The organism is Tabrizicola fusiformis (genome assembly GCF_013328815.1).
Lineage (GTDB): Bacteria > Pseudomonadota > Alphaproteobacteria > Rhodobacterales > Rhodobacteraceae > Fuscibacter.
The window spans coordinates 384,668-399,927 of record NZ_JABUHN010000003.1 but is presented as its reverse complement, the minus strand read 5'-3'; the positions used below and the strand labels follow the sequence as shown (position 1 = coordinate 399,927).

At 65.0% G+C, this 15,260-nt stretch carries 13 protein-coding genes; 12 read left to right on the top strand and 1 reads right to left on the bottom strand.

All coding sequences use genetic code 11. The features are described 5' to 3' along the window. The first annotated feature begins 56 nt into the window (after positions 1-56). From HS053_RS06770 to HS053_RS06745, 6 genes are read left to right on the top strand one after another with little or no spacing between them, the layout of a single operon-like run. On the top strand, positions 57-1,556 hold the full coding sequence (locus HS053_RS06770) for an ABC transporter substrate-binding protein (protein ID WP_174210450.1): 1,500 nt from the start codon (positions 57-59) through the stop codon (positions 1,554-1,556). 60 nt (positions 1,557-1,616) lie between these two features. After that, positions 1,617-2,534, top strand: a complete 918-nt coding sequence (locus tag HS053_RS06765; protein ID WP_174210449.1) for an ABC transporter permease — start codon at positions 1,617-1,619, stop codon at positions 2,532-2,534. Beyond that, a complete protein-coding gene (locus tag HS053_RS06760; protein WP_241699766.1) occupies positions 2,531-3,478 on the top strand; it encodes an ABC transporter permease in 948 nt (315 codons plus the stop codon). The genes HS053_RS06765 and HS053_RS06760 overlap by 4 nt, the downstream gene beginning before the upstream one ends. Beyond that, on the top strand, positions 3,471-5,117 hold the full coding sequence (locus HS053_RS06755) for an ABC transporter ATP-binding protein (protein ID WP_174210448.1): 1,647 nt from the start codon (positions 3,471-3,473) through the stop codon (positions 5,115-5,117). Before HS053_RS06760 ends, HS053_RS06755 begins: the two co-directional genes overlap by 8 nt. Then, a complete protein-coding gene (locus HS053_RS06750; RefSeq protein WP_174210447.1) occupies positions 5,114-5,878 on the top strand; it encodes a hypothetical protein in 765 nt (254 codons plus the stop codon). Before HS053_RS06755 ends, HS053_RS06750 begins: the two co-directional genes overlap by 4 nt. Further along, positions 5,875-6,543, top strand: coding sequence for an RraA family protein (locus HS053_RS06745; protein WP_174210446.1), 669 nt, complete (start codon positions 5,875-5,877; stop codon positions 6,541-6,543). The genes HS053_RS06750 and HS053_RS06745 overlap by 4 nt, the downstream gene beginning before the upstream one ends. Before the next feature lie 36 nt (positions 6,544-6,579). Here HS053_RS06745 and HS053_RS06740 read toward each other — a convergent pair whose 3' ends face one another. Then, on the bottom strand, positions 6,580-7,527 hold the full coding sequence (locus HS053_RS06740) for a LysR substrate-binding domain-containing protein (RefSeq protein WP_174210445.1): 948 nt from the start codon (positions 7,525-7,527) through the stop codon (positions 6,580-6,582). A 142-nt stretch (positions 7,528-7,669) separates the two neighbouring features. On the opposite strand from HS053_RS06740, the gene chvE reads away from it, so the two are divergent. From chvE to HS053_RS06710, 6 genes are all read left to right on the top strand, one after another. After that, a complete protein-coding gene (gene chvE, locus HS053_RS06735) occupies positions 7,670-8,746 on the top strand; it encodes a multiple monosaccharide ABC transporter substrate-binding protein (protein WP_174210444.1) in 1,077 nt (358 codons plus the stop codon). A gap of 67 nt (positions 8,747-8,813) precedes the next feature. Then, a complete protein-coding gene (gene mmsA, locus HS053_RS06730; protein ID WP_174210443.1) occupies positions 8,814-10,361 on the top strand; it encodes a multiple monosaccharide ABC transporter ATP-binding protein in 1,548 nt (515 codons plus the stop codon). Beyond that, positions 10,361-11,542, top strand: coding sequence for a multiple monosaccharide ABC transporter permease (gene mmsB / locus HS053_RS06725; RefSeq protein ID WP_174210442.1), 1,182 nt, complete (start codon positions 10,361-10,363; stop codon positions 11,540-11,542). The genes mmsA and mmsB overlap by 1 nt, the downstream gene beginning before the upstream one ends. Before the next feature lie 8 nt (positions 11,543-11,550). Then, entirely contained in the window at positions 11,551-12,546 is a 996-nt protein-coding gene (araD1, locus tag HS053_RS06720) for an AraD1 family protein (protein ID WP_174210441.1), read from the top strand. A gap of 7 nt (positions 12,547-12,553) precedes the next feature. Continuing rightward, on the top strand, positions 12,554-14,296 hold the full coding sequence (gene araD, locus HS053_RS06715; RefSeq protein WP_174210440.1) for an L-arabinonate dehydratase: 1,743 nt from the start codon (positions 12,554-12,556) through the stop codon (positions 14,294-14,296). Continuing rightward, complete coding sequence (locus HS053_RS06710; RefSeq protein ID WP_174210439.1) at positions 14,296-15,216, top strand: Gfo/Idh/MocA family protein; 921 nt, start codon at positions 14,296-14,298, stop codon at positions 15,214-15,216. Before araD ends, HS053_RS06710 begins: the two co-directional genes overlap by 1 nt. Positions 15,217-15,260: the final 44 nt, after the last annotated feature.

Sequence of the window (15,260 nt, the reverse complement as noted above, 5' to 3'; positions counted from 1 at the left end):
GTGTGCTTTCGGCGCGTGGTTTCGGCTTGTCTTGTCGGACAAAGGGAGAGAGAGCAATGACCAAGGCAAGACTTCTGGGGGCGGTGGCGATGGCCACTTGCCTGTTCGCAACGGCCTCGCAAGCCCAGGATACACCGCTGCGCATCGTGCTGCCGTCCGAACCGGCAGACATCGACGCCTGCAATACGACCGTCAGCAACATCGGCATCATCATCAAGGAAAACGTGGTCGAGACGCTGACCACGCTGAACCCTGAAAACAGCGCCGTGCAACCCCGGCTGGCCACCGGCTGGACCGATCAGGGCAACGGCACCTGGCGCGTGACCCTGCGCGAAGGGGTGACCTTCCATGACGGCGCCGCCTTCAACGCCGAAGCGGTTGCCAACTCGATCTCCCGGCTGCAAAGCGAAGCCATCGCCTGCCGCGACCGCACCAAGATCCGCGGCATCACGCTGAAGACGGCGGTTGTCGATGACCTGACCATCGACATCACCGCCGACCCGCCGCAGGTACTGATGCCGACGCTGCTGTCGTTCATCGGGGTCGGCTCGCCCAATACTCCGGCGGATCAGTTGAGCCGGGCGCCGGTCGGCACCGGGCCGATGAAGTTCGTCGCATGGGATGCTGCCGGCATCACCGTGGCGCAAAGCGGCAGCTACTGGGGCGAGAAACCCGCCTTTGAGACCGCGCAATACATCTTCCGTGGCGAAAGCGCGCTGCGGGCCTCGATGGTGGAAATCGGCGAAGCCGACATCGCCGCCGATATCGCGCCGCAGGATGCCGTGAACCCCGCAACCGACATCGCCTTCCTGAACGGTGAAACCACCCGCATCCGCATGGTGATGAAGCCGCCGCTGGACGATATCCGCGTGCGCAAGGCGCTGAACCTTGCCTTTGACCGCGAGGCGCTGGTCGGCACGCTCTTCAGCGACAAGGTCTTGCTTTCGACCCAGCATTTCCTGCCCAAGATCAACGGCTACAACCCCGATCTCAAGGTCTGGCCCTATGACCCGGAACAGGCCAAGGCGCTGATCGACGAGGCCCGGGCAGCCGGGGTGCCGGTGGATCAGGAATTGCGGCTGGTCGGGCGGATCGGCTTCTATCCCAACCAGTTGGAAGCCCTTCAGGCTATGCAGCAGATGTGGGCGGCCATCGGTCTGAACGTCAAGGTCGAGATGATGGAATCGGCGGAATGGCTGAAACTGGCGAACAAGCCCTATGCCGACGACCGCCCGGCCATGCTGATCCAGGAGATGCATGACAACAACAACGGCGACGCGGCCTTTACCATGCAGTTCCGCTATCACTCGACCGGGCAGCAATCAGAAATGGCTGTGCCGGAAATCGACGCCCTGCTGGACAAGGCGCTGGCCGCCACCGGCGAAGAGCGCACCAAGACCTTTCAGGAAGCCAACCGCATCATCGCCGACGAGATCGTTCCCGCCGTGCCGATGTATCACATGGTCAGCTTCATGCGGGTGGGTGAGCGGATTTCCTATGCGCCCAACAGCCTGAGCGGCAGCCTGATCGAGCTGGCGGATATCGCGCCGAAATAAGACCTGCACCGCGCCGGGCGCCCGTTTGCCCGGCGCGGTCCCTTTGGGAAAGGAAACCCGATGACCGGATTTCTGGGAAAACGGATGCTGTGGAGTGCCGGATCGCTGATCGGTCTGGTGATCCTTGTGTTCTTCATGGCGCGGCTGACAGGCTCGCCCGCCGATCTTTATCTTCCGATCGACGCACCCAATGAAATGCGCGAGGAATTTGCCCGGCTGCATGGGTTTGACCTGCCGCTGTGGCAGCAGTTCGCAAACTTCCTGCGCGACCTTCTGGTGTTCGATTTCGGCGACTCGCTGCGTCAGGGCCGCCCGGCGGTTGATCTGGTGCTTGAGGCGCTGCCGACCACGCTTCTCTTGGCCTTCTGGTCCATCGGCATCGCGCTGATGGTGGCGGTGATCACAGGGGCGCTGGCGGCCTGGCGGCCCAACGGCATCTTTGACCGCATCGCCACGCTGTTGTCGCTGATCGGGGCCAGCCTGCCGAATTTCTGGGTCGCCATCGTCGGCGTGCTGGTCTTTGCCGTGCAACTGCGCTGGGTTCCCACCTCGGGCACCGGGACGGTGGTGCAATGGGTGCTGCCGGTTGCGGTTCTGGCGATCCGGCCTTGCGGGCTGATCGTGCAGGTCGCGCGCAGCACGATGATTTCGGTCCTGTCGGCGCCCTATGTGAAAACCGCCGAGGCCAAGGGCGTGCCGCGCCGCGCCATCATCTTTGTCCATGCGCTGCGCAACGCCATGCTGCCGGTGATCACCGTGGCCGGCGATCAGGCGGCGGGCATCATCAACGGCGCGGTGATCGTCGAGACGATCTTCGGCTTTCCCGGCGTGGGCCGCCTGATGATCGACTCGATCAGCTACCGCGATTTCGCGGTGATCCAGGCCGGGGTGATGATCACCGCCATCGCCATCTTCCTGCTGAACGTGCTGATCGACATTGCCTATGCGCTGCTTGATCCGCGCACGAGGGCCGCATGATGGCCCTGACCTCAACCGATATGAAGGGCCCTGCTGCCATGACCCTTGCCGCCCCGGAACCCGGCCGCCTTGCCCCCCTTCTGGCCATGCTGTGGCGTGACAAATTCGCCAGTTGCGCCGCGCTGATCCTGCTGGTGACGGTGTTTGCCGCGCTGATCGGCCCGGCCTTTCTGACCGAGGCGGCCACGACGATGAACCTGCGCGCCCGCAATGCGCCGCCGTTTGAGATGGCACGCGGGCTGGCCTATATCCTTGGCGGCGACTCGCTGGGGCGGGGGATCCTGCCGCGCATCATCGTGGCCACCCAGAACACCATGATGATTGCCGCCTCGGCGGTGCTGAGTTCGCTGGTGATCGGCACCGTTCTGGGCCTGATTGCGGGCTATCGCGGCGGCTGGGTGGGCGATGTCATCCTGCGCCTGACCGATATCCTGATGAGCTTTCCCTCGCTCTTGCTGGCGATGGTGGTGCTGTATGTCTTTGATCCGTCCATCGGCAATGTGATCTTCGTTCTGGCCCTGACGCGCATTCCGATCTACCTGCGCACCACCCGGGCCGAGGTGCTGGAGGTCCGCACGCGGATGTTCGTCACCGCGGCACTGGTGGCCGGGGCCGGGCCGCTGCGGATCATCCTGCGCCATATCCTGCCGATCATCGCGCCGACGCTGCTGACCATCGCCACGCTGGATTTCGCCTTCGTGATGCTGGCCGAGGCGAGCCTGTCGTTCCTGGGGCTGGGCGTTCAGGCGCCCGAGGTGACCTGGGGCGTGATGGTGGCCGAGGGGCGCAACTATCTGGCCAATGCCTGGTGGCTGGCCTTCTGGCCGGGGCTGGCGATCACGCTGGTCACCATGTCGCTCAACCTCCTGTCCAACTGGCTGCGCGTGGTGACCGATCCGGTCCAGCGCTGGCGCCTTGAAAGAAGGATGCCTTCCAATGGCTGAACCCGCCCTTCTGACGGTTGAAAACCTCAGCGTCGAATTTCATGCGCGCGGCAAGATCGTGCAGGCGGTGCGCAATGTCTCGTGGCAGGTGAACCGGGGCGAGACCTTGGCGATCCTTGGCGAAAGCGGCTCGGGCAAAAGCGTAAGCTCCTCTGCCGTGATGGGTCTGATCGACAGCCCGCCGGGGCATATCACCGCGGGGCGGGCGCTGTTTCAGGGCCAAGACCTGTTGACCCTGACCAAGGATGAACGGCGCGAGATCAACGGCCGCCGCATTGCGATGATCTTTCAGGATCCGCTGGCGCATCTCAACCCGGTCTATCCCGTGGGCTGGCAGGTGGCCGAGGCGATGCGCGTGCATGGCGTGCCGCCGTCCGAGGCCCGCGCCCGCGCCGTGGCCCTGCTGGAGCGGGTGGGCATCCCCCATGCCGCCGCCCGGATGAATGCCTATCCGCATGAGTTTTCGGGCGGTCAGCGGCAGCGGATCATGATTGCGATGGCCGTGGCGATGAAGCCCGATCTGCTGATTGCGGATGAACCTACGACGGCACTGGATGTCACGGTGCAGGCACAGATTCTGACCCTGCTGTCAGAGTTGCGCGATGAAACCGGCATGGGCCTTGTCCTGATCACCCATGATCTGGGCGTGGTGGCGCAACATGCCGACCGCATGGTGGTGATGAAAGACGGCGAGGTTGTGGAAACCGGCCGGGTGGCCGATGTGTTCCGCGCGCCCGCACATGACTATACCCGCCGCCTGCTGGGGGCGGCGCCGGGCAAGTTGCCGTTCCGCGTTCCCGATGAGGCCGCCGAGCTGCTGCTTGAAGTGCAGGGTCTGGTCAAAAGCTTCCATCTGCGGGGCCGCTTCCTGCGCGAAGCCGCGCGCGAGGTGCGGGCGCTGGACGGGGTGAGCTTTGCCCTGCGCAAGGGCGAGACGCTGGGCATCGTCGGCGAAAGCGGTTCGGGCAAGACCACGCTGGCCCGTGTGCTTTTGCGGCTGATGGAGCCGTCGTCGGGCAGCGTCCGCTACCGGGGGCAGGATGTCTTTGCCATGTCGAAAGAGCAGGTCTTTGCCTTTCGCCGCCGGGTGCAGGTGGTGTTTCAGGATCCGACCGCCTCGCTCAACCCGCGCATGACGGTGGAAGAGATCATCGGCGAACATTGGGCCATCCACCCCGAGGCGTTGCCCGCCGAGGGCCGCCGCGCCGCGGTGGAAAAGCTGCTGGTTCAGGTCGGGCTTGATCCGGCCCATGCCCGCCGCCATCCGCATCAGTTTTCCGGCGGGCAGCGGCAACGCATCGCCATCGCCCGGGCGCTGTCGCTGAAACCCGAGGTCATCCTGTGCGACGAAGCGGTGTCGGCGTTGGATGTGTCGGTTCAGGCGCAGGTGATCGAGTTGCTCAAGGACATCCAGAAGCAATACGGGTTGAGCTTCATCTTCATCGCCCATGACCTGCCGGTGGTGCGCGATTTTGCCGACCGGGTGCTGGTGATGCACCGGGGGCAGATCGTTGAACAGGGGCCGACCGGCGCTGTCTTTACCGCGCCACAGGCCGATTACACCCGCACCCTGCTTGCCGCCAGCCCCAAGGCGGACCCCACACATCGCCCGCAGCGCCGGGCAGGAGAACGGCTATGACCAACCGCATCACCCAAGCCGCCGCCGCCCTGACGGCTGCCTTTCACGGCCCGCTGTTGCCCGGGCTTGCCCCCGAGGTCGCGCCCCGTGACGAGGCCGAAGCCTATGCCGTGCAGACCGCCGTTCTGGGCCGCGAGCCGGTGGCCGGCTGGAAGGTTGCGCCAGCCCGTGACGGGGTGATCCGCTGCGCGCCGCTGGGCGCCTCGCGGTGGATTGCCGACGGCGGCGCGCTGCCGCACCCCATGCAGGCGCCGCTGCTTGAGGTGGAGCTGGCGCTGCGTCTGGCCGCCGATGTGCCGGAGGGGGCGGGGCCGGAACAGGTTCTGGCCGCCATCGGCACGGTCGGCATGGCGTTTGAAATCCTCGACTCGCGCTTTGTCGATCGCAAGGCGGTCTCGCCGTTTTCGGCGCTGGCCGATGCGCAAAGCAACCGGGCCTTTTCCGCCGCTGAGGCCGGCCTGCCATGGGCGGCGGTCGAGATGGCGCAGGTGCCGCTGACCCTGCTCTGCGATGGTCAGGTCGTGGCCGAAACCCCCGGCGGTGCAAGCAGCGCGCAGGTGGCCGAGGCGGTGATCTGGTTGGCGGGCCATGCCGCAGGCCGGGGCCTGCCGCTGCGGCGGGGGCAGGTGATCATCACCGGCTCGCGGCTTGGGCCGATGCCGCTGCCCGCGGGGCGCCAGCTTGTCGCGCGGGGCGGCGGGGTGGGTGAAGCCCGTCTTCTTCTGAACAACGAAATCACAGCAAGGGAAGTCAAGCCATGAACGGTTTCAGGATTCTGCCGGTCGAGCAGCGGGTGGACCCGTCTCTGGTGCGCCGGTTCGCCGAATTGCCGGTGGCCAATGTCAGCGATGTGATGTCGCGCATGGTGGCCGCCGGGCCGCAACTGCGCCCGCTGCACGCGGGGGGCATCCTTGCCGGGCCCGCCTTTACCGTAAAGTCGCGGCCGGGCGATAACCTCATGCTGCACAAGGCGCTGGACCTTGCCAGCCCGGGAGATGTGGTGGTGGTGGATGCCGGGGGCGATCTGACCAATGCCATGCTGGGCGAGATGATGCTGGCCCATGCCGAAACGCGCGGCCTTGCCGGGGTGGTGATCAACGGCGCCATCCGCGATCTGGCCTCGATCCGCACCAAGAGCTTTCCGGTCTATGCGGCGGGTGTCACCCACCGCGGCCCCTACAAGAACGGGCCGGGCGAAATCAACGTTCCGGTGTCGCTGTCGGGGATGATCGTGATGCCGGGAGACCTGATCTTGGGCGATGATGACGGCGTGGTCGCCGTGCCCCGCGCCGAGGCCGAAGCAATCTGCGCCGAGGCCGAGCAGAAACACGCGCAGGAAACCGCGCATCTGCAAGAGATTCTGGCAGGCCGGGTAGACCGGAGCTGGATCGACCGCACGCTGGGTGCCCTTGGCTGCAAGCTTTGACTGCCGCAGGCCGGGCCGCCCTGCGGGCGGTCCGGTTCAGCCCGGGCCGGCGGGGGTCCAGAGCCGGATTTCTTCGGCCAGACGGGCCGCGACAGGCGGCAGGATTGCCCCGGCAAGGGTGACAAGGCCGAAGGTTTCCACCTCGATTCCCAAGTCGATCGGCAGTTCGACATAGGGTGAGGCCGGATATTGCGAAAAGCTGGTCGCCACCGCCCGCGCCAGCGGTGCGATGGCATTGGATTGCTGCAACAGGGCAAAGGTCAGCAAGAAAGAGGCGGTGGAGAACCGCAGCGGCGGAAGCGGCAGGTCATGCGCGCGCAGCCGCGCCATAACGGCACGGGACAGGATCGAATCCTCCGGCGGCATCACCCAGTCATAGGTCATCAGCGCGCTGGGCACCGGGGATCTTTGCCGCGTCAGGGGGTGACCCCGCCGCACGACCAGCGCCACAGGTTCGGTTGCAATCGGCGTCATCTGGTAAAGGTCCGGGCTGGCACCCTCGGGCAGGCGGCCGATTGCAAAGTCGATCCTGCCCGACATCAGATGCTCGCACAGGATATCCGACGGGGCGACGATCACCTCGACCGTGATCTTGGGTGCGGTCAGCCGGGCGCTGCGCAGCACCGGCAGCACCCGGTCGATGGCCGGGCCGGTGACCGAGCCGATGCGCACATGGCCCACGGCGCCCGAAACCACCTCGGCCATGTCGCGGGCGGCATCGCGCAACTCGATCTGGATGCGTTGCGCCCGGCTGGCCAAGGCAAGGCCAACGGCTGTCAACCGCATGCCGCGCCCGGTGCGCAGATGCACTGGGGCGCCGACGATCCCCTCGACCTCGGCCAGCAGGCGCGAGGCGGCGGGCTGGGCAATGCCGATCCGCTCTGCCGCCTGGGTGATCTGGCCGGTTTCCATCAGGGCCGCCAGAAAGCGCAGATGGCTGAGTTTCAGGCCGCGTTGCAACAGGTGATCAGCGGTTGGAAACATTACAATTTAGCCATGTGAACATATGATAACCTGATTTGACGGATATGTTCTGACATTGCAAGAGTGCGCCACGGTCTTGGAGGGGCCAGCCTGACGGGACCGTGGGGTTTTCGCCGCGCAGCGCGGCCAGGGAGGAAAGAACATGCAAGTTTCAAGAAGGGCGCTTCTGGCGCTTGGCGGTGCGGCCGTGGCTTCGTCGGCGATCAGCCTGCCGGTCTTTGCGCAGGACAAGGGCACCGTGGGCATCGCCATGCCGACGCAATCCTCGGCCCGCTGGATTTCGGACGGCGCCGCGATGGTCGAGCAATTCACCGCTGCCGGCTATGGCACCGATCTGCAATATGCCGAAGACGACATCCCGAACCAGCTTGCCCAGATCGAGAACATGATCACCAAGGGCGTGAAGGTTCTGGTCATCGCGGCCATCGACGGCACCACCCTGTCGAACGCGCTGGCCAATGCCGCCGCTTCGGGCATCAAGGTTATCGCTTATGACCGCCTGATCCGCGATTCGGGCGATGTCGATTACTACGCGACCTTCGACAACTTCATCGTGGGTGTGCAGCAGGCGGAATCGCTGGTGAAGGGCCTGAAAGAGCGCTTTGCCGACACCAAGCCGTGGAATGTCGAACTGTTCGGCGGCAGCCCGGACGATAACAACGCCTTCTTCTTCTACAATGGCGCAATGTCGGTGCTGCAACCGATGATCGACGCCGGGGACATCGTGATCCCGTCGGGCCAGTCGGGCATGGACGTGGTCGGCACCCTGCGCTGGGACGGTGCCGTGGCGCAGGCCCGGATGGACAACCTTCTGTCGGCCAACTACGGCGACAAGGTTCTGCACGGCGCGCTGTCGCCCTATGACGGGCTGTCGATCGGCATTCTGTCCTCGGTCAAGGGCGTGGGCTATGGCTCGGGCGACCTGAAGATGCCGATCGTCACGGGTCAGGACTGCGAAGTGCCCTCGATCAAGTCGATCATCGCGGGCGAGCAGTATTCTTCGATCTTCAAGGACACCCGCGAATTGGCCAAGGTCACAGTCAAGATGGTGGACGCGATCCTGTCGGGCGGCACGCCCGAGATCAACGACGAAAAGACCTATGACAACGGCGTGAAGGTCGTGCCGTCCTATCTGCTGGCCAGCCAGCCGGTGGATGCCTCGAACTATGAGGCTGTGCTTGTCGGCTCCGGCTATTACACTGCCGACCAGTTGAAGTAACCGACACGACCGCCGTGCCCGCCCTCCGCTCCCGAGCGGCGGGCACGGTTCTTTGCGGGGGGATACCATGACGGCATTGCTGGAAATGCGGGGGATCGGCAAGGTCTTCCCGGGGGTGCGCGCGCTGGACAATGTCAGCCTGACCGTCGCACCGGGTGAGATTCACGCGATCTGCGGCGAAAACGGCGCCGGAAAATCCACGCTGATGAAGGTGCTGTCGGGGGTCTATCCCCATGGTTCCTATGAGGGCGAGATCATCTATGACGGCGCCCCTCTGGCCTGCCGCAACATCCGCGACAGCGAGGCGCGGGGCATCATCATCATCCATCAGGAACTGGCGCTGGTGCCGCTTCTGTCCATCGCCGAGAACCTGTTTCTGGGCAACGAGGTGGCGCAGCGCGGCGTGATCAACTGGGCGCTGGCGTTCCAGAAAACCGGCGAACTGCTGAAAAAGGTCGGGCTGGACGAGGCGCCGACCACCAAGGTTGAAAAGCTGGGCGTCGGCAAACAGCAACTGATCGAGATTGCCAAGGCGCTGGCCAAGGATGTGCGCCTGCTGATCCTCGACGAACCCACCGCCGCCTTGCAGGAAAACGACAGCCAGAAGCTCTTGGACCTGATGCTGGAGCTGAAGGCGCAGGGGGTGACGCAGATCATCATTTCCCACAAGCTGAACGAGATTTCCCGCGTCGCCGACCGCATCACCGTGATTCGCGACGGGTCAACCGTGTCCACCATGGACAAGCACGAGATTTCCGAAGACCGCATCATCCGCGACATGGTGGGCCGCGACATGGCGCATCGTTACCCCGAACGGGTGCCTAACCCGGGTGAGGTGCTGATGGAGGTGAAAGACTGGAACGTCTGGCACCCCGAGCAACTGGGCCGTCAGGTGATCAAGGGCGCCGCCTTCAATGTCCGCAAGGGCGAGATCGTCGGCATCGCCGGGCTGATGGGGTCGGGGCGCACCGAACTGGCGATGAGCCTGTTCGGCCGCAGCTATGGCCGCGACATCACCGGGCAGGTGACCATGGGTGGCAAGCCTGCCGATACCTCGACCGTGGCCAAGGCGGTGGAGGCGGGGCTGGCCTATGTGACCGAGGACCGCAAGGTGCTGGGTCTGGTGCTGGAAGAACCCATCGTGCGCAATGTGACGCTGGCCAATCTGCCCGGCGTGTCGCGGCGCGGCGTGCTGGACAAGCGGCGCGAAACCGAGGTGGCCGAGCGTTATCGCAAGGCCATGGCGATCCGCACCCCCGGCGTGCAGCAGAAGGTGGTGAACCTGTCGGGCGGCAATCAGCAGAAGGTGGTGCTGTCGAAATGGCTCTTCACCGATCCGCAGGTGCTGATCCTGGACGAGCCGACCCGCGGCATCGACGTGGGTGCCAAGTTTGAAATCTATTCGATCATGAACGATCTGGCGGCGCAGGGCCGCGGCATCGTGATGATCAGCTCCGAAATGCCCGAGCTTCTGGGCATGTGTGACCGCATCTATGTGATGAACGAGGGGCGCATCGTGGGGGAGCTTTCCGCAGAGGAAGCCAGCCAGGAGCGGATCATGGCCCTGATCATAAAGGACAATGGCCAGATGGCCGGGGAAGGGGAGGCTGCGTGATGGCAGAACAAAAGGGCCTTGGTGCCCATCTGGGCGGGCATCTGCGCGAGAACGGAATGCTGGTGGCGCTGGTCGCCATCGTGGTGCTGTTCTCGGTTCTGCTGCAATTGCAGCCGCAGCCGGTGAGCTTTCTCAAGGCGCAGAACATCACCAACATCTTCCTGCAGAACGGCCATGTGATCATCCTTGCGCTGGGGATGCTTCTGGTGATCGTCGCGGGCCATATCGACCTGTCTGTCGGCTCGGTCGCGGCCTTTACCGGCGCGGTGGCGGCATGGCTTACGGTCAATGTCGGCCTGCCGTTCTACATCGTCATTCCGCTGACGCTGGTTGTCGGTGGATTGATCGGGGCGGCGCAGGGCTATTGGGTGGCCTTCTGGCGCATCCCGTCCTTCATCGTGACGCTGGCGGGCATGATGGTGTTTCGCGGCGCCACGATGTGGATGCTGGGCGGCCAGAACATCGGGCCGTTCCCCAAGGGGTTTCAGGCGCTGTCGAACGGCTTCATCCCTGACCTGACGGGTATCGGGCGGCCGCATGGGCTGACGCTGATCGTGATTGCCATTGCCATCGGGCTGCAACTCTGGCTGGGCCTGCGGGCGCGGGCCCGCGATGCTGAATTCGGCATCACGCCGGAACCCTCGGGCCTCTTCTGGGCGCGCAACCTGATCATCGCCGCCGCGACGGCCTTTGTCGGCTGGCAACTCGCCTCGTTCCGGGGCTTGCCGAATGTGATGGTCGTGCTGGCGGTGCTGACGGCACTTTACGCCTTCTTCACCGAAAACACCGTGACGGGCCGGCGCATCTATGCCCTTGGCGGCAATGAAAAGGCGGCCAAGCTTTCGGGCATCCGCACCGACCGGCTGGTGTTCCTGTGCTTTGTCAACATGGGCGTGCTGGCGGCGCTGGCGGGCATGATCGTGACCGCCCGCCTGAACAGCGCCACGCCCAAGGCCGGCACCGGATTTGAACTCGATGCCATCGCTTCGGTCTTCATCGGCGGCGCCTCGATGACGGGCGGCTCGGGCAAGATCGTGGGCGTGGTGATCGGTGCGCTGATCATGGGTGTCATGAACATGGGCATGTCGATCCTTGGCATCGGCTCGGACTATCAGATGATGATCAAGGGGCTGGTGCTGCTGGTTGCCGTGATCTTCGACGTCTACAACAAGAACAAATGAGGCCGATGATGCTGATTTCGCAGATCCACCGTGCCGATGGCAGCCTTGCCGTCGTGGTGCGCGACGGTTCCGAAGCGGCCGAGGTTCGTGGCGCCACCTCTACCTATGCGCTGGCGGGTGAGGCGGTGGCGACCGGGCGATCTCTGGCGCAGGTGATTGCGGCCCATGGCCTTGGCGCGCCGGTGGATCTGGTGCGCGCGGCAGAGGAAGGGCGGCTGGCGCTGCCCGTCACCCATCCCGACCCGGCGCATATGCATCTGACGGGCACCGGCCTGACCCATCTGGGCAGCGCCGCCGCCCGCGACGCGATGCACGCCAAGCTTGAAGGCGGGGCCGAGACGCTGACCGACAGCATGAAGATGTTCCGCATGGGGCTTGAGGGCGGGCGCCCGGCGGCGGGTGCCGTGGGTGTGCAGCCGGAATGGTTCTACAAGGGCAACGGCCATGCCGCCGTCGCCCCGGGACAGGCCCTGACCGCGCCGGGTTTTGCCGAAGATGGCGGCGAAGAGCCCGAGATTGCGGGCCTTTACCTGATCGGCCCGGACGGCACGCCGCACCGGATCGGCTGGGCGCTTGCCAACGAATTCTCTGACCATGTGACAGAGCGGGTGAATTACCTCTGGCTCGCCCATTCCAAGTTGCGGGTGGCCAGTTTTGGCCCCGAACTGCTGGTGGGCGATCTGCCTGCCGACATTCGTGGCATCAGCCGCATCCGCCGCGATGGCGCGGTGATCTGGGAAAAGCCCTTCCTGTCGGGCGAGGCGAACATGTCCCACACCTATGCCAATCTGGAACACCATCACTTCAAATATGACGTGTTCCGTCAACCGGGCGATCTGCATGTGCATATGTTCGGCACCGCCACCCTGTCCTTCGCCGATGGCATCAAGACCGCCGCGGGCGACACGTTCGAGATTGAGGCGGCGCCCTTTGGCCTGCCGCTGACCAACCCCCTGGCCTTCGCCCCCGCGACCCCGGGTGCGGTGACCGTTCAAACCCTGTGAGGATGCCATGACCTTTACCCCCGCCCCCTGGCCGCGCAGACTGCGCTCGCAGGACTGGTTTGGCGGCAATGGCCGCGACCAGATCTATCATCGCGGCTGGATGAAGAATCAGGGCTTTCCACATGACCTGTTCGACGGGCGCCCGGTGATCGGCATTCTGAACACCTGGTCCGAGCTGACGCCCTGCAACGCCCATCTGAATGTGCTGGCCGAATTCGTGAAGCGTGGCGTCTATGAGGCGGGCGGTTTCCCGGTGGAGGTTCCCGCCTTCTCCACCTCGGAAAGCGCGTTCCGGCCCACGGCGATGATGTTCCGCAACCTTGCCGCCATGTCGGTGGAAGAGCAGATGCGCGGCCAGCCGATGGATGGCTGCGTGCTGCTGGTGGGCTGCGACAAGACCACGCCCAGCCTGCTGATGGCCGCGGGTTCGACCGACCTGCCGTCGATCGTGGTCACCGGCGGGCCGATGCTCAACGGCTATTACAAGGGTGAGCGGGTGGGGTCGGGCACCCATCTGTGGAAATTCTCCGAAGCCGTGAAGGCCGGCGAGATGACGCAAGACGAATTTGCCGAGGCCGAAGCCTCGATGAGCCGTTCGGCCGGTTCGTGCAACACCATGGGCACCGCCAGCACCATGGCCTCGATGGCCGAGGCGCTGGGCATGGCGCTTTCGGGCAATGCCGCCATCCCGGCGGTGGACAGCCGCCGCCGCGTCATGGCGCAGATGTCGGGCCGCCGCATCGTGCAGATGGTCAAGGATGACCTGAAGCCTTCGGACGTGATGGTGAAGGCGGCGTTTGAAAACGCCATCCGCACCAATGCCGCCATCGGCGGTTCCACCAATGCGGTGATCCACCTTCTGGCCATCGCGGGCCGGGTCGGCGTGGACCTGACCCTTGACGACTGGGACCGCTGTGGCCGCGACGTGCCGACGGTGGTGAACCTGATGCCCTCGGGCAAATATCTGATGGAAGAATTCTTCTATGCCGGTGGCCTGCCGGTGGTGATCAAGCGGCTGGGCGAGGCGGGTCTTCTGCACAAGGATGCGCTGACCGTTTCGGGGCAGTCGATGTGGGATCAGGTCAAGGACGTGACCAACCACAACGAAGAGGTGATCCTGCCCGCCGAAAAGGCGCTGGCGAAATCGGGCGGCGTGGTGGTGCTGAAGGGCAATCTGGCACCGAAAGGGGCGGTGCTGAAGCCCTCTGCCGCCTCGTCCCATCTGCTCACCCACCGGGGCCGCGCCGTGGTGTTCGAGGATATCGACGACTACAAGGCCAAGATCAATGACGAGGCTTTGGACATCGACGAAACCTGCGTCATGGTTCTGAAGAACTGCGGGCCAAAGGGCTATCCGGGCATGGCCGAGGTGGGCAACATGGGCCTGCCGCCCAAGGTGCTGCGCAAGGGCATCACCGATATGGTCCGCATTTCCGATGCCCGCATGTCGGGCACCGCCTATGGCACCGTCTGCCTGCACACCTCGCCCGAAGCGGCGGCGGGTGGCCCGCTGGCCGTGGTGCAGAACGGCGATTTCATCGAACTGGACGTGCCGAACCGCCGCCTGCATCTGGATATTTCGGACGAGGAGCTGGCCGCGCGCCTCGCTGCATGGACCCCGGCGCATGAGCTGTATCAATCCGGCTATGCCTGGTTGCACCAAAGCCATGTGCAGGGGGCTGATACCGGCGCCGACCTCGACTTCCTCAAGGGCTGCCGCGGGGCGCCGGTGGGCAAGGATTCCCACTGATGGCACCGCGCAACGTCGCCCTTGTGGGTATCGGCAAGATCGCGGTGGATCAGCATGTGCCAGCCATCGCGGCCAGCGCCGACTGGCATCTGGCCGCCACCGTCTCGCGTCAGGGATCGGTGCCGGGCGTGCCCGCCTATACCGACCTTGCCGCCATGCTGGAGGCGCATCCCGAGGTGGAGACCGTCTCGCTTTGCCTGCCGCCGGTGCCGCGCTTTGCCTATGCCGAGGCAGCGCTGCTGGCGGGGCGCCATGTGATGCTGGAAAAACCCCCCGGCGCGACGCTTGCCGAGGTTCATGAACTGGCCGCCCTTGCGGCGGAGCAGGGTGTCACGCTCTACACCACATGGCACAGCCGCATGGCCCATGCGGTGGCCGCCGCCAAAGCCTGGCTGGCCGACAAGGCGGTGATCGAGGCGCATATCACCTGGCGCGAGGATGTCCGCAAATGGCATCCCGGGCAGGACTGGGTGTTTGAACCCGGCGGCATGGGCGTGTTCGATCCGGGCAGCAACGCGCTGTCGATCCTGACCCATATCCTGCCGCAGCCGGTGCATCTGACCGCCGCCACCCTGACCTTTCCCGAAAACCGCCAGACGCCGATCGCGGCGGACCTGACCTTCTCGGGCAATGTCACCGCCGATTTCGACTGGCGCCAGACCGGGCCGCAAACCTGGGACATCGCGGTGGAAACCGACCGGGGGCCGCTGGTGCTGCGGATGGGCGGCAACGTGCTGGAACTCCACGGCAAGCCGGTGGCGGGCGAAGCCTCGATCATGGGCGAATATCCGGCTCTTTATGCCCGCATGGCCGAACTGGTCGCCGCTGGTCAGTCCGAGGTGGACCTTGCCCCGATGGTCCATGTCGCCGACGCCCTCACCCTCGGGCGCCGCATCGTGACCGATCCGTTCCACTTCTAGGCTTCATCTTGGCCCAAATATCCCACGGGGGTCCGGGGGTGTGA

Coding starts and splice junctions, on each gene's coding strand:
- HS053_RS06770 (WP_174210450.1), top strand. CDS start 57: ATGACCAAGGCAAGACTTCTGGGGGCGGTGGCGATGGCCACTTGCCTG.
- HS053_RS06765 (WP_174210449.1), top strand. CDS start 1,617: ATGACCGGATTTCTGGGAAAACGGATGCTGTGGAGTGCCGGATCGCTG.
- HS053_RS06760 (WP_241699766.1), top strand. CDS start 2,531: ATGATGGCCCTGACCTCAACCGATATGAAGGGCCCTGCTGCCATGACC.
- HS053_RS06755 (WP_174210448.1), top strand. CDS start 3,471: ATGGCTGAACCCGCCCTTCTGACGGTTGAAAACCTCAGCGTCGAATTT.
- HS053_RS06750 (WP_174210447.1), top strand. CDS start 5,114: ATGACCAACCGCATCACCCAAGCCGCCGCCGCCCTGACGGCTGCCTTT.
- HS053_RS06745 (WP_174210446.1), top strand. CDS start 5,875: ATGAACGGTTTCAGGATTCTGCCGGTCGAGCAGCGGGTGGACCCGTCT.
- HS053_RS06740 (WP_174210445.1), bottom strand. CDS start 7,527: ATGTTTCCAACCGCTGATCACCTGTTGCAACGCGGCCTGAAACTCAGC.
- chvE (WP_174210444.1), top strand. CDS start 7,670: ATGCAAGTTTCAAGAAGGGCGCTTCTGGCGCTTGGCGGTGCGGCCGTG.
- mmsA (WP_174210443.1), top strand. CDS start 8,814: ATGACGGCATTGCTGGAAATGCGGGGGATCGGCAAGGTCTTCCCGGGG.
- mmsB (WP_174210442.1), top strand. CDS start 10,361: ATGGCAGAACAAAAGGGCCTTGGTGCCCATCTGGGCGGGCATCTGCGC.
- araD1 (WP_174210441.1), top strand. CDS start 11,551: ATGCTGATTTCGCAGATCCACCGTGCCGATGGCAGCCTTGCCGTCGTG.
- araD (WP_174210440.1), top strand. CDS start 12,554: ATGACCTTTACCCCCGCCCCCTGGCCGCGCAGACTGCGCTCGCAGGAC.
- HS053_RS06710 (WP_174210439.1), top strand. CDS start 14,296: ATGGCACCGCGCAACGTCGCCCTTGTGGGTATCGGCAAGATCGCGGTG.